General features: G+C 70.8%; 17 protein-coding genes and 1 pseudogene. 2 read left to right on the forward strand and 16 right to left on the reverse strand.

Features of this window, described 5'->3' with window-relative positions; genetic code table 11:
* Positions 1-124 precede the first annotated feature (124 nt).
* Positions 125-433, reverse strand: coding sequence for a DUF5132 domain-containing protein (locus tag ACH4S8_RS40420; RefSeq protein ID WP_398403476.1), 309 nt, complete (start codon positions 431-433; stop codon positions 125-127).
* Between the two features lie 825 nt (positions 434-1,258).
* Between ACH4S8_RS40420 and ACH4S8_RS40425 the strand changes: the two genes are divergently transcribed.
* Positions 1,259-2,428, forward strand: coding sequence for an acyl-CoA dehydrogenase family protein (locus ACH4S8_RS40425; RefSeq protein ID WP_398403478.1), 1,170 nt, complete (start codon positions 1,259-1,261; stop codon positions 2,426-2,428).
* 143 nt (positions 2,429-2,571) lie between these two features.
* Here ACH4S8_RS40425 and ACH4S8_RS40430 read toward each other — a convergent pair whose 3' ends face one another.
* From ACH4S8_RS40430 to ACH4S8_RS40500, 15 genes and pseudogenes are all read right to left on the reverse strand, one after another.
* Entirely contained in the window at positions 2,572-3,801 is a 1,230-nt protein-coding gene (locus ACH4S8_RS40430) for an acetyl-CoA carboxylase biotin carboxylase subunit family protein (RefSeq protein WP_398403480.1), read from the reverse strand.
* Positions 3,802-3,830: 29 nt separating this feature from the next.
* Entirely contained in the window at positions 3,831-4,337 is a 507-nt protein-coding gene (locus ACH4S8_RS40435) for a flavin reductase family protein (protein ID WP_398403482.1), read from the reverse strand.
* The gene (locus ACH4S8_RS40440) at positions 4,334-5,689 is read right to left on the reverse strand and encodes an LLM class flavin-dependent oxidoreductase (RefSeq protein WP_398403484.1); all 1,356 of its coding nucleotides are present in this window, start codon (positions 5,687-5,689) and stop codon (positions 4,334-4,336) included. Before ACH4S8_RS40440 ends, ACH4S8_RS40435 begins: the two co-directional genes overlap by 4 nt.
* Positions 5,690-5,776: 87 nt before the next feature.
* The gene (locus tag ACH4S8_RS40445) at positions 5,777-6,736 is read right to left on the reverse strand and encodes a D-2-hydroxyacid dehydrogenase family protein (protein ID WP_398403486.1); all 960 of its coding nucleotides are present in this window, start codon (positions 6,734-6,736) and stop codon (positions 5,777-5,779) included.
* Between the two features lies 1 nt (position 6,737).
* Positions 6,738-7,784 (reverse strand): enolase C-terminal domain-like protein, encoded by a 1,047-nt coding sequence (locus ACH4S8_RS40450; protein ID WP_398403488.1) that lies wholly within the window; start codon positions 7,782-7,784, stop codon positions 6,738-6,740.
* Positions 7,781-9,184: a DUF6025 family protein gene (locus ACH4S8_RS40455; RefSeq protein WP_398403490.1), complete on the reverse strand. Its 1,404-nt coding sequence runs from the start codon at positions 9,182-9,184 to the stop codon at positions 7,781-7,783. Before ACH4S8_RS40455 ends, ACH4S8_RS40450 begins: the two co-directional genes overlap by 4 nt.
* Positions 9,181-11,856, reverse strand: a complete 2,676-nt coding sequence (gene acnA, locus ACH4S8_RS40460; protein WP_398403492.1) for an aconitate hydratase AcnA — start codon at positions 11,854-11,856, stop codon at positions 9,181-9,183. The genes ACH4S8_RS40455 and acnA overlap by 4 nt, the downstream gene beginning before the upstream one ends.
* Complete coding sequence (locus tag ACH4S8_RS40465) at positions 11,853-13,061, reverse strand: ATP-grasp domain-containing protein (RefSeq protein ID WP_398403494.1); 1,209 nt, start codon at positions 13,059-13,061, stop codon at positions 11,853-11,855. Before ACH4S8_RS40465 ends, acnA begins: the two co-directional genes overlap by 4 nt.
* Positions 13,058-14,446, reverse strand: a complete 1,389-nt coding sequence (locus tag ACH4S8_RS40470) for a citrate/2-methylcitrate synthase (RefSeq protein WP_398403496.1) — start codon at positions 14,444-14,446, stop codon at positions 13,058-13,060. The genes ACH4S8_RS40465 and ACH4S8_RS40470 overlap by 4 nt, the downstream gene beginning before the upstream one ends.
* A gap of 39 nt (positions 14,447-14,485) precedes the next feature.
* Entirely contained in the window at positions 14,486-16,081 is a 1,596-nt protein-coding gene (locus tag ACH4S8_RS40475) for an amino acid adenylation domain-containing protein (RefSeq protein WP_398403498.1), read from the reverse strand.
* A gap of 166 nt (positions 16,082-16,247) precedes the next feature.
* Positions 16,248-17,480 carry an MFS transporter gene (locus ACH4S8_RS40480; RefSeq protein ID WP_398403500.1) on the reverse strand — a complete coding sequence of 411 codons (1,233 nt, stop codon included), beginning with the start codon at positions 17,478-17,480 and terminating at the stop codon, positions 16,248-16,250.
* 226 nt (positions 17,481-17,706) lie between these two features.
* Entirely contained in the window at positions 17,707-18,396 is a 690-nt protein-coding gene (locus ACH4S8_RS40485) for a response regulator (RefSeq protein WP_398403502.1), read from the reverse strand.
* Positions 18,393-19,043 carry a sensor histidine kinase gene (locus ACH4S8_RS40490; protein WP_398403504.1) on the reverse strand — a complete coding sequence of 217 codons (651 nt, stop codon included), beginning with the start codon at positions 19,041-19,043 and terminating at the stop codon, positions 18,393-18,395. Before ACH4S8_RS40490 ends, ACH4S8_RS40485 begins: the two co-directional genes overlap by 4 nt.
* Positions 19,044-19,775: 732 nt before the next feature.
* A complete protein-coding gene (locus ACH4S8_RS40495; protein ID WP_398403506.1) occupies positions 19,776-20,375 on the reverse strand; it encodes a GNAT family N-acetyltransferase in 600 nt (199 codons plus the stop codon).
* Positions 20,372-20,782, reverse strand: a pseudogene (locus tag ACH4S8_RS40500) (XRE family transcriptional regulator); the annotation flags it as partial. The pseudogene ACH4S8_RS40500 and the gene ACH4S8_RS40495, both read right to left, overlap by 4 nt.
* 57 nt (positions 20,783-20,839) lie before the next feature.
* Between ACH4S8_RS40500 and ACH4S8_RS40505 the strand changes: the two are divergent.
* A protein-coding gene (locus ACH4S8_RS40505) for an IS5 family transposase (protein ID WP_398403508.1) occupies positions 20,840-21,657 on the forward strand; the annotation gives its coding sequence in 2 pieces (ribosomal slippage) (positions 20,840-21,191 and positions 21,191-21,657; 819 coding nt in all).
* Positions 21,658-22,465 lie beyond the last annotated feature (808 nt).

The raw sequence follows: 22,465 nt of genomic DNA on the forward strand, positions 1-22,465 counted from the left end.
GGGTGGAAATTCCGAAAGGGGGCAGAAGCGTGGCCGAAAGGCCCACGGCCGACCGCCGCGAGGACCCGTCTTCCGGGGTCGGCAGGAAGACGCGCCCAGGCGGCGGGCGGGCATCAGGGCGTCACTACGCCTTCGCGGCACCGACGGTCGCGCGGATCTTCGGAGTCCTGGCCTCGTCCTTCTCGCCGTTCGAGGCCGCCTCCGCGGTGGGCCGTTGGTCGTCGCCGGAGACGATCTGCGCCGCCACCATCTCGGCAGCCACCTCGACCGCGAGGTCGTGGATGTTCTCTCCGGCCTCTTGGGCCGCTTTCTTCACCTCCATGACAAGACCGACGGACGTCGTGACGACGCCGCGCATCAGTGGCTTGAGGACACGCTTGGCCAGTGGCGCGACGATGAGACCGATCAGGAACGGCGGAACGACGGGCGGCATGATGCTCCAACTTCTCTACGCAGATGGCAGATGTATGACAGGGGCAGATGTGTGACAGGGGACCCAGGGCACTGCGCACTCCGAAACACGCACAGCGGGGAAGGCGGAAGCACCCATTTCCGGAATTCTCGATGTCCCGTGCCGGACTCCCTGCCGGGTTGAATTCCTTGTCGATGAGGTAAACCGTCCGCTTGTCGATCACCGTAGCCCAGTCATGACTGTCAAGGCCAAACGGTCTCGGCGGGTTTCACTCATGCGAGTGCCATCCCTGTTCTGACCGCCACGAATTGCAGTAGGCATACTCACCGAGCAAAGCGCTTTTCTGATTTACCCATTACCGGTGATCCGTTTCATGGTGACTGCCGAGTTCGTGCGCCACCCTGACTTCCCGCGCACGTGTCCGTAAGTCACGTCGCAGGTCCGACCGTTCACGGACGAGTGAACTCCCGGCCGGCCACTGGCGCACCGGCTGCCGCGAACGCCAGCATGATCGGCATGGCCACCACGTACCCCCGAGCTGGGCTTCGGCCACCACCGTCGGGCGCGTGGACATCTCTCGGGTCGCGTACCGCTCGCCGGCGCCTAACCTGCACGTACCCGGCAACTCGTAACGACGCCACCGAGCCGCTGGTGCTCACCTGTGACGCCACCGGCGTGAACATGATCCCGTCCGGGTCGAGGGACACCGCCCGCGCCACCGCCGAGACCCACGCGGCGGCCGGTCTTCCCTGAGCGTCTCGATCTCTGTCCATGAAGAGCGTCTTGCGGTGCCCCGGCCCGCGGATGTCTCCGAACGATGTTTCGCCCCGACAGCTGGAAGGTGCCATGAGCGCGCGTCGTCTGCTACCGAACGATGAGTCCCTCGACCTCATCAGGCTGGTCCGGAAGCTGGCGGCCGATGAACTCGCGTCGCGAGCGGATGCCGACGAGGCGAACGAGGCATTCCCTCGTGACGTGTTCAGGCTCCTCGGACGCGTCGGTCTGCTCGGTCTGCCGTACTCCGAGGCGTACGGCGGCAGCGGCCTGTCCTACGAGGTGTACCTGCAGGTCGTCGAGGAGATCGCGTCCGTGTGGGCTTCGGTCGGCGTAGGTGTCTCCGTGCACGTGCTGTCGTGTTTCGGCCTGGCGACGACGGGCACCGAGGAGCAGAAGCAGGAGTGGCTGCCCGCGATGCTCGGCGGCGAGCTGCTGGGTGCCTACTGCCTCTCGGAGCCGCACGCCGGCTCGGACCCGGCCGCGCTGCGGACCCGGGCCCGTCTGGACGGCGATCACTACGTCCTGAACGGTGCGAAAGCCTGGACGACCCACGGCGGCCACGCGGACTACTACAAGGTCATGGCCCGCACCTCGGAGGACCGCACGGGCATCTCGTGCTTCATGGTCCCCGCCGACACCGAGGGCCTCACCGCTGATGTACCCGAACGGAAGATGGGCCTGACCGGGTCCACGACGGCCACCATGGTCCTCCGGAACGTCCGTGTCCCGGTCGAGCGGCGTATCGGTGCCGAGGGCGGCGGCCTGCGTATCGCTCTCGCGAGCCTGGATTCCGGCCGTCTCGGCATCGCGGCCGTCGCGGTCGGTCTCGCCCAGGGGGCGCTCGACCACGCGATCGCCTACGCACGCGACCGGGAGACGTTCGGATCACGCATCATCGACCACCAGGGAGTCGCGTTCCTGCTCGCCGACATGGAGGCCGCGGTCTTCTCAGCGCGTGCCGCGACCCTCCATGCCGCCCGGTTGAAGGACGCGGGACTGCCGTTCAGCCGTGAGGCGTCGGTCGCGAAGCTCGTCGCGACCGACAACGCGATGCGTGTCACCACTGATGCGGTGCAGGTCCTCGGCGGGGTCGGCTACACGCGCGAGTTCCCGGTCGAACGGTACATGCGCGAGGCCAAGCTGACTCAGATCTTCGAGGGCACGAACCAGATCCAGCGCATGGTCATCGGTCGGTCGCTCGCCAAGTCCAACCATGGTGATCTCACCCTGGCCCCTTGAGGCTCGGCTCCGAAGCCGGGCAGAACCGGATCGTCCTCGCGGACGAGCCGGTCCGCCGGGACGGCTCCCCGATCGAGCAGAGGATTCGGGGCCGACGGCCGTCGGTGGGCCGGCGGCCCCTGGCACGGTCCTCGGGACAGAGGTCAGAGCCAGTTCGTGTGCAGGTGCCACCACTCCGTCAGGGACGTGAGGCGCTTGCGGACCTCCTGCGGGGAGTCCGCGGTGACGAGCGCACCGGCCGCGGACTGCGCGGCGTACTCGAGGCCGGTGCTCTCGGTACCGGGCTCGAGGTGGAGGACGAAGTCGGTGCCGGGGACGGGGCAGGGTCCGGTGGGCGGGACGAAGCGGCCGTGGCCGGGCGGGAAGAGGATCCAGCCGGTGGACGGTTCGGGGGCGGTCGGCTGGTGGGTGAGGGTGAGAGGGCTGCCGCACTGGGCGCGCAGCCCCTCCTTGGCCAGGTGGACGCCGAAGGCGCGTTCGTAGGTCTCGGCGACCAGGGCGCCGCCCGCGCGGCTGGCGATCTCGCAGATGACGGGGCTGCCGTCGGGGCCGAGCCACGCCTCCAGGTGGAAGGCGAGCGCGGGGGTGGTGGGCAGTGCCGCGACGACGTCCTGGGCGAGGGTGCGCAGTACGGCCGTACGGTCGTCGTCCGCGGCCAGGAGCACGCTGCTGAGCTGGGTCTGGCCGTGCAGGTGCTCGGCGACACCGCTGTTGTACTGCGAGGGCCAGCAGTGGATCACGTGACCGTCCCGCATGATGCCGTCCACGTGGAAGAAGTCGCCGTGGACGAAGCCCTCCGCCATCCACTGCCCGGGCAGGAACGGCACCTCCGAGGTGCGCTGCCGTGCCAGGAAGTCGTCCAGGTCGCCGGGGTCGCGCAGTACGTCCACGCCCTCGGCGCCCGCCCCGAAGCGCGGCTTGACGACCACCGGTCCGTTTTCGGCGTCGAGGAAGTCGAGCAGGTCCATCGGGCTGTCGATCACCGCGAAGGACGGCACGGGCAGGCCGGCCTCGCGCAGCAGACGTTTCATGACCGCCTTGTCGCGGTAGGCCGTCGCGCTCGCGGTGTCCTGGCCCGGGAGGCCCAGCCGCTCGCGCAGCCGGGCCGCCCGCAGCACGTCGTCCTCGCTGGTGCTCGCCACCAGATCGACGCCGTGGGCTCGGGCCGCCTCCTCGGCGGTGCACTCGGTGGACCACGCGTAGTACTCGTCCACCAGGCGGTGTTCGGGGAAGTGCGTGGCGAGTACGTCCTCCGCGCCGACGACGGCCTTGTGCGTGGTGAGCAGGACGACGTGGCCCGCGGTGTCGTCCAGCCAGTGCTGGAGGGGGCGTTTGGTCAACTGCTGGCGGGAGTACAGAAGGACTTTCGGCATGGGGCGCATCCAGGAGAGGGTCGGGGGCTTCAGGGGACCAGTGAGGTGGGGGTGCCGACCACGGGGCGGATCTCGCCGCGCAGGTGCACCAGGGCGTTGCCGGGTGCACCCGGCAACGCGTTCTCGACCGCGCCGACCACGAGGTGGTGGTCGCCGATCCGGAACCGTTCGCGGCGGGCGCAGACCAGCCAGGCCAGACAGCCGTCGAGCAGCGGGACACCCCGCGGGCCGGTGTGCCAGCGGGTGGGCGCGGCGAACCGGTCGGTGCCGGGCGCGGCGAACCGCTCGGCGAGATCGGTCTGGTCGGCGCCCAGGACCTGGATCCCGAACCACCGGCTGTCCTTGATCCGGGCCCAGGTGGAGGAGGTGTCGGACAGGCAGAAGGAGACCAGCGCGGGGTCGGCGCTGACGGGGGCGAACGAGGTGATGGTCACTCCTGCCGGTCCGTCCGTGCCGGGCGCGGTCAGCACCGCCACGCCCGAGGCGTGCGCGCGCAGCACGGAGCGCAGGGTGGTGCCGTCGACGGTCACGCTCACCGCTCCGCCGGGCGGCGGGCCGCACCGAACGCGGGCCGGGGCAGCCCGAGGTTGGCCCGCAGTGTGCTGCCCTCGTACTCGGTGCGGAACAGCCCCCGGCGCTGCAGCTCGGGAACGAGCAGGTCGACGATGGCGTCGAGGCCGTCGGGGAGGTAGTCGGGCATGATGTTGAAGCCGTCGGCGCCCTCGCCCACGAACCACTCCTCCAGTTCGTCCGCGATGGACTCGGGGGTGCCGAGCAGGAACCGGTGGCCGCGGCCGCCCGCCACCGACAGGTAGAGCTGGCGGATCGTCAGTCCTTCACGCCTGGCCTGTTCGTAGATCAGCTGCTGCTTGCTGGTGGAGCCCTCGGTGGGCGGCAGATCGGGCAGCGGGCCGTCCAGAGGGTAGCCGGAGATGTCGACGTCGCCGAGCTGGCCGGTGAGCAGGCCGAGCCCGACCACCGGGTCGACCAGGTCCTGCAGGGCGGCGTACTTGTCCTCGGCCTCCGCCCGGGTACGGCCGACGACGATGAACGTGCCGGGCAGGACCTTCACGTCGTCCGGGTTCCGGCCGTGTTCGGCCGCCTGCTTCTTGATGCCCCGGTAGAACGTCCGGGCCTGGTCCAGGGTCTGCTGGGCGGTGAAGACCACCTCGGCCCAGCGGGCGGCGAAGTCCTGGCCGTCGGGGGACGATCCGGCCTGCACGATCACCGGGTAGCCCTGGGGCGGGCGGGCGACGTTCAGCGGACCCCGTACCGAGAAGTGCTTGCCCTGGTGATGCAGGATGTGCAGTTTGTCCGGGTCGAAGAAGCGGCCCGACTCCTTGTCGTACTCGAAGGCGTCGTCCTCCCAGCTGTCCCACAGACCCGTGACCACGTCCATGAACTCGCGGGCCCGGTCGTAGCGCGTGGCGTGATCGGGCTGCCTGTCCAGGTTGAAGTTCTGGGCCTCGGCGTCCGTGACGGAGGTGACCACGTTCCAGCCGGAGCGACCGGAGCTGAGGAAGTCCAGGGAGGCGAACTTCCGTGCGATGTTGAAGGGTTCGTTGTACGTCGTGGAGGCGGTGGCGGTCAGTCCTATGTGCGTGGTGTGCACGGCCAGCGCGGACAGCAGGGTCAGCGGCTCGAAGTGCACCATGCGGCCCTGCCGGCTGAGTTCCTCGGCATCCCGGTAGGTGGTGCGCACCCCGGCGCCGTCGGAGAGGAAGACCATGTCGAATCTGCCTCGTTCGGCGGTGCACACCAGCGAACGGTAGTAGTCGAAGTCCAGGCCACCGTCGGGGCGTGCGTGGGGGTGCCGCCAGGCGGCGACGTGGTGGCCCGGTGCGGGCAGGAAGGCGCCGAGTTTCATCATGCGGCGGGACACGCTCACGGTGGTGGTCTCCGATCGTGCGGGGGAACGGTGGGGCGGGAAAAGGGCCCCGGCGGCCGCACGGCCGCCGGGGCTCACGACAGCAGGTCAGCCGAGGATCCGGACCGGGTCGCCGTCGAGATAGGCCTGGATGTCCTCCACGGCCTGGCCGTAGTAGCGCTCGTAGTTGGCGCGGGACACATAGCCGAGATGCGGGGTGGCGAGCAGTCGCGGCGCGGTGCGCATCGGGTGGTCGGCGGGCAGGGGTTCGGCGTCGAAGACGTCGACGCCGGCGCCGGCGATACGGCCCTCGTGCAGCGCGGCGAGCAGGGCGTCCTGGTCGACGATCGCGGCCCGCGAGGTGTTGATCAGGAAGGCGGTGGGCTTGAGCAGGGCGAGTTCGGCGGCGCCGAGCAGGCCCCGGGTACGGTCGCCCAGCGCGAGGTGGACGGAGACGAAGTCGCTGCTGCTGAGCAACTCCTCCTTGGAGGAGGCGAGTTCGACGCCGAACTCGTTCGCGCGTTCCTTGGTGAGGTTCTGGCTCCAGGCGGTGACCTTCATGCCGAAGGCCAGTCCGACCTGGGCCACCCGGCTGCCGATCTTGCCCAGCCCGAGCAGGCCGAGCGTGCGGCCGTCCAGGTCGGCACCGACGGTGGACTGCCAGGGGCCGTTGTCCCGCAGGGCGTTGCTCTCCTGGACGATGCCGCGGGCGAGACCGAGCAGCAGGGCCCAGGTGAGTTCGAGCGGCGGTGTCGAGGAGCTCTGGGTCCCGCACACGGTGACGCCGCCCGCCTTCGCGGCCGCGTAGTCGATCACCGAGTTGCGCATGCCGGAGGCGATCAGCAGCTTCAGGCGGGGCAGCCGGTTCAGCAGCGAGGCCGGGAAGGGAACCCGCTCGCGCAGGGTGACCACGAAGTCGAAGTCGGCCAGGGCCGCGGCGAGTTCGTCCTCGGTGGCGAAGTGCTCGGTGAAGGAGACGACCTCCACCCGGTCGCGCAGCGTCGACCAGTCGGCATACGTGCTCGCCACGTTCTGGAAGTCGTCGAGTACGGCGCAGCGGAATTGCATGTCAGTTCTCCCAGGTGTTCTCGCTGTCGGGGCGCGAGCGCGCGCCCAGTCCGGGGTCGTCCGGCAGTACGATCCTGCCCCGGTCGATCACGGCACCGGAGAACGGGTCGTCCAACAGGTCGAGATGGCCGTCGAGGTCGAGCAGGTCGGCCAGCGGAGCCAGTTGGGCCATGGCCGTCACACCGAGGGCGCTCTCGGTCTTGCAGCCGAGCATTACGCGGAGGCCGGACTGCCGGGCCAGCGTGATCATGTCCAGTGCGGCGCGCAGGCCTCCGCACTTGGTCAGCTTGATGTTCACCGCCGACGCCCGGCCGCGCAGCGGCAGTACGTCCTCGGGCAGTGCGCAGTCCTCGTCGGCGACGACGGGTACGGGGGAACGCCGGTGCACCTGGCCAAGGCTCTCCAGGTCGCCGCGCGGGACCGGCTGTTCAATCAGTTCGACTCCGTGCCGGGCCAGTTCGCCGGCCACCTCCAGGGCCCGCTCCGCTGTCCAGGAGCCGTTTCCGTCGACCCAGATGCGACCGCCGTAGACCGAGCGCAGCACGCCCGCCCGGCTGCCGTCGTCGTCCGGTGTCAGCTTGAGCTTGAGGATCGGCCAGTCGCCGAACTCCGCTCCCTTGCGCAGCAGTTCTTCCTCGCTGCCTGCGCCGATGGACAGCGCGGTCGGGGCGAGCGGCAGTCCGCCGAGGCCCAGGAGCCGGTGCAGGGGCCGGCCGACGGCCTTGCCGAGCAGGTCGTGCAGCGCCAGGTCGACCGCCGCGGCCACGGCCGGCCGCACCCCGGCCGCCCGCAGCGCGTCGAGGACCCGGCGCAGGTCGTACGGAGTGGCGTCGGCGAGCAGCGGTACGCAGGCGGCCAGTTCGCCGGAGTCGGCGGAGAGCGCCGTGCCGTAACCCGTCAGGCCCGCCCACCGCAGACGCAGCAGGCTCTGGCGTACGTGCGTGGTGACGCCGGTGTTGCTGGCGAAGGGCTCCGCCAAGGACACCTCGATACGGCGGTGTGCGACCTGTGTGGTGGCCGCCGACCGTGTGTCCGTCGTCCCGGTCATGCCAGAGCCTCCTCGAAGGCCGCGACCAGAGCCGAGGCCTGGCGGAGTGTCAGGTCCCGGAATCCGTCCGGTTCGACGGGGACGGCCGGATCGCGGTGTGCTCCGTCGTGCGGTACGCCGCTGCCGTCCCGGAACCGGTCGAGCAGGTAATCGGACAGGTGGGGCCGGGACTCGGCCAGCCACCCCAGCGCCGTGTCGTAGGCCGCTTCCGGCGGCGCGGACAGCACGGTCTTGAACAGGCCCGCCAGTTCGTGCGCGTCCCCTTCGGAGGTATCGGGCGGGCAGAGCATGAAGACGGGCGCGGGCAGCAGGACGAAGCACAGCGGGTGCGCCTCGGCGAAGTCACGCACCAGTGGGCCCACGATGCCGCGCAGGGCACGTGCGGTGGATTTGCGGCCGAAGTACCCGCCGCGGCGCGGCGGACAGCCGGCCATCGCCCGGGCGCCCCAGTGCAGATGGACGCGGAGGCCGTCCTCGGTGGTGCCGGGCGCCACCGGCCGTTGTCCGTCTCCGGGCCCCGCGTCCGGGTAGTCGGCGCCGAGCAGTGCCGACAGTGCGGTGGTCAGGAGGTGGGACGGCACCGGAAGCACCGGCGGCATCGCGGCCTGCTGCTCGAAGAACCAGCGGGGGTCGGTCAGTGCCCGCAGCGGCAGCAGGGCCGCTTCGGCCAGGGCGCGCGCGGAGCCGAACCGGTGCCCGTCGAGGACGTATCCCGAGCCGTCGGGGCGCAGTTCGCAGCGGCTCACCCGGCCGTCGAGCCGGGCCGCGTGGCTGATCAGCTCGGCGAACGCCCGGCGCGGGTTCTCCTTGCCCGCGGCCTCCTCCAGCAGCACGCACAGCATGTCCGCCACCAGCGGGGCGTGGGCGACCAGCCGGGTCGCCTCCAGCTCGAAGCGGTAGCCGGTGAGCGCGCGCATCCGCTGCCAGTGCACCTCGACCAGCGGGACCAGTGCACCGTCCACCTCGGCCTGCACCAGCGGGCAGAACAGCGGACGGGAACGGTCACGCCGTACGAAGGTGTGCCCGTCCCAGGTGTACAGCGGCAGCACCCGCCGCTGGCCCCGCTCGACCAGCGAGCCGGGGAGGTAGACGCCGTCGCCGCCCGCCTCGTCCGCCTCGGTCTGGGTGAAACCGTAGATCAGGGGGAAGCCGTGGCCGCCGCCGCAGACGGCGGTGTTGAAGTCCATCGGCCCGGAGCGGCCGAGGGCGATGTCCTCCCAGTTGCCCAGGTGCCCGCTGCGTGGCGGCAGCAGGCCGGGCTCGGCGCGCACGGCGTCGAGCAGCGTGGCGACACGCACGTCGCGGGTGCCGAGATGGACCGGGGCGAAGGCGGCCGAATGGCCGGTGAGCGTCTCGGCCGCTGTCTCCAGCCCCAGCTCGTGCAGCAGACGGCCGCTCATCGGGCCTCCTCTCGCGCGGACGTGAGTTCCCGCTCGATGCGGTCGATCAGGTAGGGCATGGTGCCGCCCGCGCGCAGTACGGCCCACTCGCCCGCGGAGTGCACGTCGGCCCGTGCGTCGAAGGTGACGGCGTCCGCCCTGACCTCGACGACGGTGGTCTCGCGGACCAGGTCCACGGCGAGATCGAACTCCTCCCGGCCGGTCAGCCCCAGCGACCGCCAGGACGTGCCCTCGGGCAGCAGCAGCGGCAGGATCCCCATGGCGCACAGATTGGAGCGGTGGATGCGCTCGAAGCTCTCGGCGAGCACCGCGCGCACTCCGAGCAGCCAGGGGCCCTTCGCCGCCCAGTCCCGTGAGGAGCCCATGCCGTAGCTGCGGCCGGCCAGGACGACCAACGGGGTGCCGGTGGCCGCGTACCGCTGGGCCGCCTCGTAGACCGGCAGGCGCTCGCCGCTCGGCAGGTGCAGGGTGTCGCCGCCGCCGTCCCCGTCGCCGAGCAGCCCGTTGACCAGGCGGGGGTTGCTGAAGGTGCCGCGCGCCATCACCTCGTGGTTGCCGCGCCGCGACCCGTACGAGTTGAAGTCCCGTACCCCGCGCTCGCGCAGGTACCGGCCGGCCGCGGAACCGGGCGGGACGGTACCCACGGGGGAGATGTGGTCGGTGCTGACGTCGTCGCCGAGGGCGAGCAGCGCGCGGGCGCCGGTGAGGGGGCGGGGGTCGGTGGCCGGGCTCGCGTAGGCGGGCGGCCGGATGTAGGTGGACGTCTCGTCCCAGGGAAAGACGTCGGAGTCCGGTGCGGGCAGCGCGGCCCAGTTGTCCGCCGGGTCCGTGCGCGCGGGGTCCGCGGCCTCGGCGGCGAACACCTCGGGGGTGACGTGTTCCCGCTCCAGGGCCGAGATGTCGGCGGAGTCGGGCCACAGGTCGCGCAGATACACCGGCGCGCCGTCGCCGTCGGTGCCCAGGGGCTCGGTCTCCAGGTCGGCGCGGACGTGGCCCTGCAGGGCCAGTGCGACCACGAGGGCGGGCGAGGCCAGGTAGCCGGCCCGCACCTGGGCGTGCACCCGGGCCTCGAAGTTGCGGTTGCCGCTGAGCACCGCGCACACGGTCAGCCCCTCGCGCTCCACCGTCGCGCCGATCCCGTCGGCCAGCGGACCGCTGCCGCCGTTGCAGGTCATGCAGCCGTAGCCGGTGACGTGGAAGCCCAGCTGTTCCAGGTACGGCAGCAGTCCGGCGTCGCGGAGGTAGCGCGTGACGGCGCGGGAGCCCGGGGAAAGGCTCGTACGGACGTGGGCGGGCACCGTGAGGCCGAGTTCGACCGCCCGGCGGGCCAGCAGTCCCGCGGCGAGCATGGCCTTCGGGTTGGAGGTGCTGGTGCAGGAGGTGATCGACGCGATGACGATGTCGCCGTCGCTCAGTCCCTGCGCCGTGCGTGGGGGCCGAGAGGTCGACGCACGCAAGGAGTCCGGCAGTTCGGCCAGGGAGATCCGCTGGTCCGGGCGGCTGGGGCCGGCCAGCGAGGTCTCGACGGCGCTCAGGTCGACGTCGATGACGCGTCCGAAGCGCGGCTCGGAGGACGGGTCGGCGAACAGGCCTTGGGCGCGGCAGTACTCCGACACGAGCCGGACGTCGCTCTCGGCGCGTCCGGTCTGCCGCAGATAGCGCAGGGTCTCCTCGTCGACCGGGAAGAAGGCGCTCATGGCCCCGTACTCGGGGGCCATGTTGGCGACGGTGCAGCGGTCGGCGGCGGTCAGCGCGGCCACTCCGGGGCCGGTGAACTCCAGCATCAGCCCACGGACGTTCTCCTCGCGCAGACGCCGGGTGAGGGTGAGGGCGACGTCGGTGGGCGAGACACCCGGGCGTATCGCGCCGGTGAGCCGGACCCCGACGATCCGCGGTACGCGGATCGGTTGGGCCAGGCCCAGCATCAGGGTCTCCGCCTCCAGGCCGCCGACGCCCCAGCCCAGCACGCCGATGCCGTTGACCATGGTGGTGTGGCTGTCCGTGCCGATCACCGTGTCGGGGCGCAGCAGACCGCCGGGTCCCTGCGCGACCACCGTCGCCAGTCGCTCCAGGTTCACCTGGTGGACGATGCCGTGGCCCGGCGGGATGACGCGCAGCCCGTCGAACGCCGACTCGGCCCATTTCAGGAAGGCGTACCGCTCCTGGTTGCGCTTCCATTCCAGCGCCTCGTTCAGGGCGAGGGCGTCCGGACGGCCGGCCCAGTCCGTCTGCACGGAGTGGTCGACCACGACGTCGACGGGCAGCGCCGGGGCGACCCGGCCGGGTCGCGACACCCGGTCGCGCAGCGCCGCCAGGTCCACGAGCAGCGGGATGCCCGTGTAGTCCTGCACCAGGACGCGGGCCGGGCGGAAGGGCATCTCCATCTCCGGCGGTTCGCCCGCGGCCAGCCGCTTGCCCAGCGTCGCGGCCTGCTCCGGCTCGCCGTCCCGCAGCAGCGACTCCAGCAGTACTCGGCCGCTGTACGGTACGGCGTCCAGGGCGATCCCGGCTGCTGCGGCGAAGGCAGGCAGGTCGTACCACTCGGTGTCGCGGCCCGCGGGCCGTCCCCTGTCGGTCATGGCCAGTCCGTCCTTCTCGTCCTTGCTCGTCTTCTCGTCCTCGTGGCCGTCGGCCGGTGGCGTCCCGCCCGGAGGCCGTGCCGTCGCGGTCATCCGGCGCACACCACCACGAACCGCAGCCGCGCGGCCGCCGCCAGGCTGCGGGCCACCGCCTGCTGCCCGCTGTCCCCGGTGGCGACGACGCACGCGCCGGGCGTCTCGGGGGTGAGCGCGCCGGGATACAGGGAGCCCGGTTCGCACAGCCAGTGCACGCCCTCGACTCCCTCGACGGCCGCGGCTTCCTCCGCGCCGTAGCAGCGCTCCAGCAGCCCGGGGGCGCGTGGTGTCACGAAGCGGACGGCGGCCGCGCGGCTCAGTCGCGGGTGCAGCTCGTCGAGCACCCGCTCCCCGCACACGTGCCGCACCCACAACTCGTCCAGGTCCAGCCCCAGGGCCAGCGAGGCCAGTTCGACGATCCGGTCGCCGCCGGGCCGCAGGCGGATGCGCACCACCCGGGGGCCCGCGTCCGTCATCACGATCCGGGTGTGGGTGGGTCCGTCCCGGACCCCCAGCGCGTCGAGCACCCGCGGCAGGAACGCCTCGACGTCCGCGCGCAGCCGGCTCTCGGCCGGCGCGGGCAGGCAGTGCCCGGTCCGCACCCGGGCCACCGGGTCGATCAGGGTCTGGCTCACGCACACCAGCCGGTGCACACCGCGCTCGGAGAACGCCTCGACCCCGTACTCCTCACCGTCCAGGTACTCCTCGACCATCATCCGGCGCCCCGTCGGCAGCAGGCCGACGAGCTCGGCGAGCTCGGCGAGCTCGGCGGCGGAGCGGATCACCGAGGCGGCCCCGGCGCCCATGCCGTCGACGGGCTTGAGTACCAGGGGGTACCCGTACACAGCCGCGAACGCCGCGACGTCCGCGGTGTCGCGCACCTCGCTGGCCGCGGTGCCGTCCACGCCGGCGTCGCGCAGACGGGCCCGCAGCAGCGGCCCGTGCCCGGCCAGGCGTACCGCCTCGGCCGGATGGCAGGGCAGCCCGAGTGCGTCGGCGACGGCCACGGCGTGTTCCTGGGCCTCTTCGGCGAAGGCTCCCAGGGCGTCGACGGGGTCGTACGCGGCCACGGTGCGTGCGGCCGCGGTCCACTCCTCGACGGGGGCGGAGTCGGTCACGGCGATGATCCGCTCGTAGCGCGCCAGGTCACGGAGCGAGCCCAACGAGGAGACCCTGGTGAGCAGGGTCAGCCGCAGTCCCAGCCGGTGTGCCGTGGCGTGCCGTTGCTCGTCCGCTCCGACCAGCAGCAGGTGACTGCTCACCCGGCCGCTCCCGGGTACGGCACCTCGCGCGGTCCGACGTATTCCAGCAGCGGCCTGATCAGTACGTTGTTGGCGTGCTGCTCCAGCGCCTGGGCCACCCAGCCGGCGCTCCGGCCGACCGCGAACAGCGGCACGGCCAGGTCGTCGGGCAGCCCGAGCAGCCGGTAGGCGAGCCCCGCGTACAGGTCGACGTTGGGTGCCACGCCGTGCCGGCCGTAGGGGCGCATCGCGGCGGCGACCGCGTCCAGGATCTCCAGGCCTCCGAGGTCCCCGCGCTCCTCGCTCAGTTCCACGACGGTGGCCCGCAGATGACGGACCCGCGGGTCCTCCGTGCGGTACACCCGGTGTCCGAAGCCCATCACCGGTCGGCCCTGCCGCTGGAGTCCGGCGACGTAGCGCTCGGCGTTGCCGGGCTCGCCCACCTCGTCGACGAGGCGGACCGCGTTCTCAGCCGCGCCGCCGTGCACCGAGCCGGCGAACGCGGCCACGGCGGCGGTGAGCGCGGCCGCCATTCCCGACCGGCAGCCGATGGCGACACGTGCGGTGAAAGCCGAGGCGTTGGAGCCGTGGTCGGCGTGGACGATGAACCCCTTGTCGACGAACCGGACCGCCGCGGGCGAGGGCCGCTCGCCGAGCAGGGCGGTCAGGAACGCCTCCGCGTACGAGGTCTCGCCCGCCGGGAGGACGAACTCCCGCCCGCTGCGGAAGGCGTGGTGGGCGGCGACCAGCATCGGTATGCGGGCGATCAGGTCGATGCCGGCCTCCAGCGCCTCGTCGTACGTCTCGTCGGCGCCGGTGCTGCGTGCCGGGCCGAACGAGCCGAGCGCGGAGACCAGAGTGCGCAGCGCCTCCATCGGGTGTACCGGGGCGAGCGCGCGGGCGAGTTCGACGACCGGCACGGGCAGTTCCCGCCGGGAGCGCAGTTCCTTGCCGAACGCTTCCAGGCCGGCCGGGTCCGGGAGTTCACCGTGTACGAGGAGATGTGCCACCTCCTCGAAGGAGGCACGGCCGGCCAGGTCGTGGATGCTGTAGCCGCGGTATTCCAGGACGCCCCCGGCACCGTCGATGCGGGTGACGGAAGTGCGGTCGAAGCTCACGCCCTCCAGGCCGCGGTGCACGGAGACGGTTTCCTCGGCGGCGGGTGCCGCGGCCCGGCCGGGAGCATCGCCGTCACGTCCGGCGAAGGCACGGATGGCGGCCACGGACCGCAGCTCCAGGATGAGTTCGTCATCGACCGGCACCCCGTAGGCCTCTTCGAGGGCGACCATCAGCCCGACGTGGCCGAGGGAGTCCCACTCTCTGATCGACTGGTATTCGAGGTCGTCGGTGACCCGGTCCGGGGCTATCCCGAGAGTGTGCGCGATCAGCTGGTCGACGCTGCTCATGTTGTTCTCTCCAGCAGGTGCTCGGTGGGAGTCGGAGGGTCAGGCGGGGACAGCGGTCCGGGTGTCGAGCCATCGGCGCAGGGCACCGCGGTCGACCTTGCCGTTGGCGTTCACCGGCAGTTCGCCGATGGGGTGCACGCTCCTGGGGGCCATGTAGGCGGGCAGCTCGGCCGCGACCGCGTCGGACAGGTCGGCCGGGTCTGCGGTGCCGGTCACGACCGCGGCGACGGTGGAGTCGTCCGGCCACATCAGACAGACCGCCTCCGCGCAGCCGGCCCGGCGCAGTACGGCCTCGATCTCCCCCAGTTCGACGCGGTGCCCGCCGACCTTCACCTGCTGGTCGTTGCGGCCGAGGCAGACCAGCTCGGTGCCCTGCCGACGCACCAGGTCGCCCGTGCGGTAGTAGCGGAGGCCCTCGTGTTCGAAGAAACGCTCCGCCGTCACGTCCGGGGCACGCCAGTACCCGGGCGTGGCCTGTGGACCGGCGACACACAGCTCACCGGTCTCCCCGTCGGCCACCGGTGCCAGCCGCTCGTTCACGACGAGACCGTCCAGGCCCGGGTAGAGGCGGCCGATGGGCACGTTGTCGTGGACGCACTCGGCCGGGCTGGTCCGGGGGTCCCAGCGGTGGACGGCGCAGGCGATGGTGAGTTCCGTCGGACCGTAGAGGTTCTCCACGACAGAGCGGGGGGCGGCCGCCTGCCAGGCCTCGGCGGTGGCCCTGGGCAGGGCCTCCCCGCAGAACAGGCTCCAGCGCAGGGTCGGCATCGTGCCCGGTGCGAGCACGCCGCGCCGGCGCAGGACGGCAGCCACCGACGGGACGGAGAACCACACGGTGATGCCGTTGCGCTCCAGGTACTTGAACGGGGCGAGGAGTTCGATCGGATCCATCGCGCACACGCGGGCGCCGTGTTCCCAGGCCATGAACAGGTCGAACACCGACAGGTCGAAGGTCTGGTCGAAGGTCTGGGAGAACCGGTCGTCCGGCGTGATCCCGTACCGGTCCTGATTCGTGTCGAGGAACGCGCGGACGTTGCCGTGGGTGATGGGCACCCCCTTGGGCGTGCCGGTGCTGCCCGAGGTGAACAGCAGGTACGCCAGGTCGTCGTGGCCGGTCTCGGGCAGCTCGCGCAGCTCCGGCGCCGTGGCGAGGTCGGCCTGCCGCAGGACGAGGGCGCCGGACGGGCCGTCGGTCCGGATGCCGGCCGGTGTCCCGTCGTCGGGCAGCAGCAGGTCGGGGGACCGCTTCAGGCCCTTGAGCAGCTCGGGAAGCTGAGCGGCCGAGGCCTCGTCGACGATCAGGGCGTCCAGGTCGGCGCGTTCCAGCATGGCGCGGGTACGGGCGACGGGAAACTTCCGGTTCAGCGGTACGAACGCCGCGCCCGCGTACAACGCCGCGAGCACACCGAGGTACGCGGGCTCGCTGCGGTGGGCGAGGACTCCGACGCGACGGGGGCGCCGTTCGCCGTCCCCGCGTGTCTCGAGGAGACGGGTGGCCCAGCGGCGGGCCGTGGAGTCCGCCTCGGCGTAGGTGAGGCTGCGGCGGCCGAGGGTCAGGGCGATCCGGTCCGGATCGGTCGATGCGTGGTGGCGGAAGCCGTCGGCGAGGGGCCGCGTCGGCATCGTGGTGGTCATGGTGTCCTTCCCCGTGGGGTGCGGGTGCGGGTGCGAAGTGGTGGGGCCGAGAGCTTCGTGGGCGCGCGTTCGCCGTGCTCGCCGGCCGGGCGGCTGCGTGAGTGACCGGGCACGGCCACCGGCACGGGGGCGGGTCGCCGTCCGGCCCGCGCGGGCGCGGGTCGCGTCAGGTCTCGGTCGGTACCGGGGCCAGAACGCCGATGCTTCTGCCCGCGGTCAGGGCGACCCGCTCCGCCGTCATCCCGGCCACCGCGAAGACCAGGGCCGCGCCGATCCAGCCGGTGGTGCCGCCGCCGAGCAGCAGACTCGTGACGATGATGGGGCCGAGCACGCGCTGGCCGTTGATGCTCAGATTGAAGACGGAAAGGTAGCGGCCTCGCGCCTCGGGCGGAGCCAGCGTGATGGACAGGTCCCACACCGCGGCATTGGCGATCACTTCGCCCAGAGAGAGCGCGGCGACCGCCGCGGCCAGCCAGGCCACCGAGGCCCAGCCGGGCGAGCTGCCCGCCGCGGCGAAGCACAGGCTCCCCACCGCGAGCACCGCGCCGGTCCAGGTCAGCATGCGGCTCGTGCGGTGCAGGCCGTCGGCGAACCGGCTCACCGGGATCTGCAGAACCACCACCAGCACGGTGTTCACCGCGAACAGGACCGACACCGTCACCCTAGGCGCGTCCGTGTAGTCGAGGACCCACACGGGCATGGCCACCAGCAGCAGCGCGTCGAAGAAGGACAGCAGGAAGTTGAGTCCGGTCAGTGCCAGATAACGGGCGTCCGGCAGCGCTCGTCGTCCGGGCGCCTTCGCCTCCCGGGACGCCTGTGTCCCCGTCTCCCTGCCGTGTTCCTCCCTGACACGCAGTACCAGGAAAGCTCCGCCGAGGAACGCGCAGGCGATCGCGGCCAGAACGATCCGGTAGGCGGTCAGCGTGTCGGAGACCAGGGCACCGCCGGCCGCCATGGCGCCGACGCCGAGTCCGCAGTTGCGTACGACGTTGACGACCGCGAGGAGCCGGGTGCGCTCCTGCTGTTCCGGAACGGCGTTCGCGACCAGGGTCTGGAGGACGGGCGGCCCCGCCCGGTCGCACGCGACCGCGCACAGGGTCACCACGATGAACTGCCAGAAGGAGCCGACGAACGCGTACGCCCCGCAACACACCCCGCGGCCCACGTACACGGCGGCCAGCACGCGCCGTGCCCCGTACCGGTCGGCGAGCACTCCCCCGTAGAGGGAGACCAGCAACGCGACCCCGCCGGCCGTGGCGAGTCCCGTCGCCACCTGGTTGGGCGTGAGCCCGACCTGCCGGGTGTAGAACGCCATGGAGCTGGCCATGAACAGACCGATACCGAGGGATTGCACCAGCGCGGCGGCGACCAGCCTTCGGCCCCCGGTGGTCAGTTTCATTCTGTTCCGTCCCGACATCTCGTGAACCACCCTGCCGCGAGCATGAGAACGGAACAGGGGAATGGACCCGGAGAACGGCCGCGAGAACGCGTCCATTCGTCGCCGGATTCGACCGGAGAGCCGTTTCCGGCCCACCCGATCGCGAACCGCGGCTCGAACAGGACGGTAGATCAGGCAACCACGGGAGACGCGTTTCTGAGCGCAGTGGGACTTCCGTGCGGAAAACTCATTCTGCGCGTTCTGCCAAGCTCGTCCGCAGTCTGTAGTGGTGCTCGGGACGGCCCGCGTCCCCGTACTTCAGGCTCAGCCGCACGCCGCCCTGCTCCTCCAGGCGTTTGAGGTAGCGCTGCGCGGTGGACCGGCTCACTTTGGCCCGCTCGGCCACCTCCTGTGCCGAGAGCGGGCGTTGAGCCTCGCGCAGGACCTGTCGGATCAGCTCGGTGGTCGGCCCCGAGTGGTTCCGGGAAGCGGGTGCCGTCGAGTTGCCACGGGCGCCGAAGACGCTGTCCAGGCCGTCCTGTTCCAGTTCGTCCACTCCGTCGAGCATGCCGTGCAGGGCTGCGTACGCCTCCAGCTTGGCGCGCAGCGCGGGGAAACCGAACGGCTTGACGAGGTAGTCCAGGACGCCGTGACGCCGCGCGGCGCGCGCCAACTCGGCGTCCCGGGCCGCCGACACCATGACCACGTCGACCGGGTGCTCCCGCTGCCGCAGCCGCTGCACCAGACGCAGGCCGGTCTGGTCCGGCAGGTACTGGTCGAGCAGGATCAGGTCGATCCCGCCCCGTTCGACCGCGGCGAGCGCCTCGCCGGCGGTGTGTGCCCGTGCGGCCACCCGGAAGCCCGGAACCCTGTCCACATAGGCGCAGTTGACCCCGGCCACATGGAAGTCGTCGTCGACGACGAGCACGTCGATCACCGGGCGGCCGCCGTTTCGGGGGCGAGTGCCCGCGGCAGCCGTACGGTGAACACGGCTCCTCCGCCGACTCGTTCGTCCACCGTGGCGGTGCCGTCGTACCGGTCCGTGATCCACCGCACCTGGGCGAGACCCATGCCCCGGCCGCCGTGCGGCTGCTTCGTGGACCAGCCCTTGAGGAACACGAAGGGACGTGCGTCGGGCGGGACTCCGGGTCCGTTGTCGGCGACCCGCAGCACCGCGGTGTCGCCCTCCGCCCAGATGTCGATGCCGACACCGGGGTCCGGGACACCGTGGGAGGCCACGGAGTCCAGCGCGTTGTCGATCAGGTTGCCCAGCACCATCATCAGATCGTGCGGAACCAGAGCACGGCGCGGGAGGTTGGTGCCCGCTCCGATGCGCAGCGCCACGCCGCGCTCGGCGGCGACCGCGCTCTTGCCCACCAGCAGTGCGCTGAGCACCGGCTCACGCACCCGGTCGGCGTGCTGCGTCTCCCTGGTGCGCATGCGGGTCAATTCCGCGATGAACTCGCTCGCCCGGTCGTACATTTCCATGTGCAGCAAGCCCGCCATTGTGTGCAGGCAGTTGGCGAACTCGTGGTGTTGAGCGCGCACCGCCGCTATGGGACTCAGTCCGGTTTCTAAGCTCATGCCCCGTATATCCTTTTGTTCTGTCGGTCGTCACCTTGTGTACCATGATCAAATTGGGCGCCTCAATCAACTTCTGGCAAAGGCCGGGCCCACCGCCGCGTCGGCCGGGTACACGGGACGGATTTCCGGATGACGCGCGCCGGAAAGGAACGGGAACGAGTGCAGCCGGCTCGGGTTCGAGCGGGGGCCGCCCGTCCGTCGGTGCGAGTTCTGCGACATCCCCGCCACCGCGCCGGATCCAGCCGGCCTCGGTCCGAGGCGGCATACAGCGCGCCGCGGTTGTCGATCAGGTCGAGGTTGGCGATGATCGCGGTCGTGAGCCGGTCGGTGAACCACTGGTCCAGGGTCCGGTCGATCTCGGTAACGATGTCGGTGAGCCGACCCGCCGGAGCTGCAAGTGGCGCGGCACGCCGCGAGGCCGGCGGCGAGGGCGATGTCGAAGGCGTTCAGCCCGGTCTCCTACGCAGGAGTCAGCAGCCCTGCCCCCTTGCCGGTGAGATCGGACGACGTGCAATCAAGTATCTCCGCTGATCCACTGATTGACTGCTACGTCCGATCGTCTTCCTGCTCACGCTGACCGGCTGACCCGCGAGCAAACCGGCGTCGCCACGGTCGGGACACGACAGGCCAGGGGCGTCGCCTTCGTCGCCCCGGCGACCGGAGCCGCTCTCGTCCTGCCACCGCTCAACTTCCTGCCAGCCCTCTCCCTGGGGATGTTGACAGAGGGCTGTTCTAGCTGCTCTCTCGTAGAGTGTGAGGCGCCGACGGCCGACGGCGGGCAGTCCGCCCGGTGGACCCGGTCGAGCGGATCATCACCGTCAGGACCGGCGAGGCCAGCGACGGCTGGCTCTGCCCGATGTCCCCATAACCCCACGACCTGTAGAGATCGTGGACCTTCCCATGTCCGGCAGCCGAGTTGACCATCAGAGTGACGTACGGCTCGTCGCGTACGGCGAGCAAGGCGTCGTGGATGCGGCGGGAGGTACCGGTCTTCCGCCACCTCGGGCTGACACCGATTTCCTTCAGGGCCACTGCTGGCTGCTCGGTGTACCTCCCTTCTGGCGTCGGGCTGGTGCGCTGCCAGTACCGATCGCCGAACTCGATGGTGTTGCCATAGGCGTAACCAACGGGCCGACCATCCACATACGCGAGGACGGCTGTGAATCCGGGTTCGCCGCTATGGCGGTCGAGTCGCTCTCCGAACGCAGTGACCGCATAGTTGGGCAGGTGGAGCAGCGGTGCGCGTGCCTCGGCATACACGTCCAGGAGGTCGCCGCGGATGGCGTCGAGGGCAGTGAAGGTACGAAGCTCGATAGCGGAGTCCGAGGTCATGTGGTCATCCTCCAGCTGGCGGTGTGCTCGGGCCAGGTCTGGATCGCGGTGCTTCCGGGTGCAGTGGCGCGGAGGGCGGCCCCGAATTCTTGGAGCATGCGCGAGACGCGGGCATGGCGGATGGCGGCATCGGCGGGGACCCGTCTCGAGGTGGCCAAGGCGGCGTCGACGTGGCCTTGGGCGAGCTGAGCATGGGCCAGCCGAGTCGTGGTGATGGCCCGGGAGCGAGCCATGTGGGATCGGAGAGCGGCAAGGCAGCGGTGAGCGTGATACTCGGCGGTTGGATGGTCGCCGAGGGCGAGGTATGCGGAGAGGGCCAAGTGGTGCAGCTCGGCCTGATCGTAGAAGGCAAGCAACCATACGGGCCTGTAATCGTCCGGGTCGGCGCGCAGCATGGCGTCTTGGGGTCCTAACAGAAGCTGTTGATCTTGTGACCTTCGGCTTGGGCGGTCGTTGGTCCGAGTGTGGGAACACGTCAGTCTCGGCCATGGATCGTGTCGGATGAACTGTGGTCGCTCATCGAGCCGTTGCTGCCCGGGCCGGCACCGAAGCTGGTCGAGGGCAGACCGCGGGTGCCGGACCGGCAGGCCTTGTGCGGGATCCTGTTCGTGCTGCATACCGGCATCCAATGGGAGTACCTGCCCCAGGAGTTGGGCTTCGGCTCGGGCATGACCTGCTGGCGGCGCCTGGCCGCGTGGAACGAAGCCGGCGTGTGGGACCAACTGCACCTGGTGCTGCTGAGGAAGCTGCGGGCCGCGAAGCAGCTGGACTGGTCCCGGGCGGTGATCGACTCCTCCCACGTGCGAGCGGCCCGGCGGGGCCCCAAAGCGGACCCAGCCCGGTCGACCGCGCACGGCCGGGCAGCAAGCACCACGTCGTCACCGACGCCCAGGGCATCCCACTCGCAGTGTCCCTGACCGGCGGAAACCGCAACGACGTCACACAGCTGCTGCCCCTGATCGACAAGATTCCGGCGGTAGCAGGCGTCGTCGGCCGGCCCAGACGCAGACCCGATGCCCTGCTCGCCGACCGCGCCTACGACCACGACAAGTACCGCCGCCTGCTCCGGGACCGCGGCATCCGCCCAGTCATCGCCGAACGAGGCGTGGAACACGGCTCCGGCCTGGGCATTTTCCGCTGGGTGGTAGAGCGCACGATCGCCTGGCTGCACGGCTTCCGACGACTACGGATCCGTTGGGAGCGACGCGACGACATCCACGAGGCCTTCCTCGGCCTCGCCACCTGCCTCATCACCCACCGACACGTCCAACGCCTTTGTTAGGACCTCTAAGAGCGAGGTTGGGGGATCACCGGCGTGACCTGGGAATCCCTGTCTTGGGCAGCATGGGGCGGTGCGCACCCTGGCGAACCTCGATTCCCCGTGAGTCCCCGTCCGTTCTAGCACGGAAGTGGCACGCCCCGCGGCCCCTCGATGCGAACTACGGGCACGATGGTCGCTGAGGTCTGCGGACCTGGTGAAGGAGGTGTTGGCGGCCACCGCAGGGCGCTGGTGGCCAAGGAGGTTGCTGTACTGCAATGACCCTCGGTGGCGCGCTCAGCCGATTGTCCTCTGCCGGCGTTTCCAGCCTCGGTGGCCAAGGGCCTGAGCCACAGCACCGAGCACTACGAGAACCAAGCCCACGGTGGCCAAGGTGGCTCCTACACCGCTAGACCACCCGAGCAGTCTCGGTAGTCCGTCGACGGCAAGTCCGGCACCCATTGAGACAGCGCCCCAACCGGCTACAACCGGCTTCCTATACTGTGCTGCCCGCCAGCCGTTCAGGGTCAACACCCCCATAGCGGCAATGAAACACCCACAGGCAAACATGATCCACGCTGTCATAGCGCCCCTCCCGATCTGGGGCCAGCCTAGCGGCAGCGACGGGGCTTTTTGATCTAGCAGAAACCACAACCTGCCCAGCTTCTATCCCGTCTGCCGTCGACCCACACTCCGTGGAGCGGGCGTGGTTCAGGGCGTCAATGAAGTAGAGAAAGGGGTCTGCTGCACGATTGGGTGACATCTGAACTGGCTTGCCCTGTGGGGCGGGTGGGAAGGATGTCGCTGTGCCCAAGCCTTATCCGGAAGAGTT

This window comes from Streptomyces sp. NPDC021080, assembly GCF_044333225.1.
Lineage (GTDB): Bacteria > Actinomycetota > Actinomycetes > Streptomycetales > Streptomycetaceae > Streptomyces.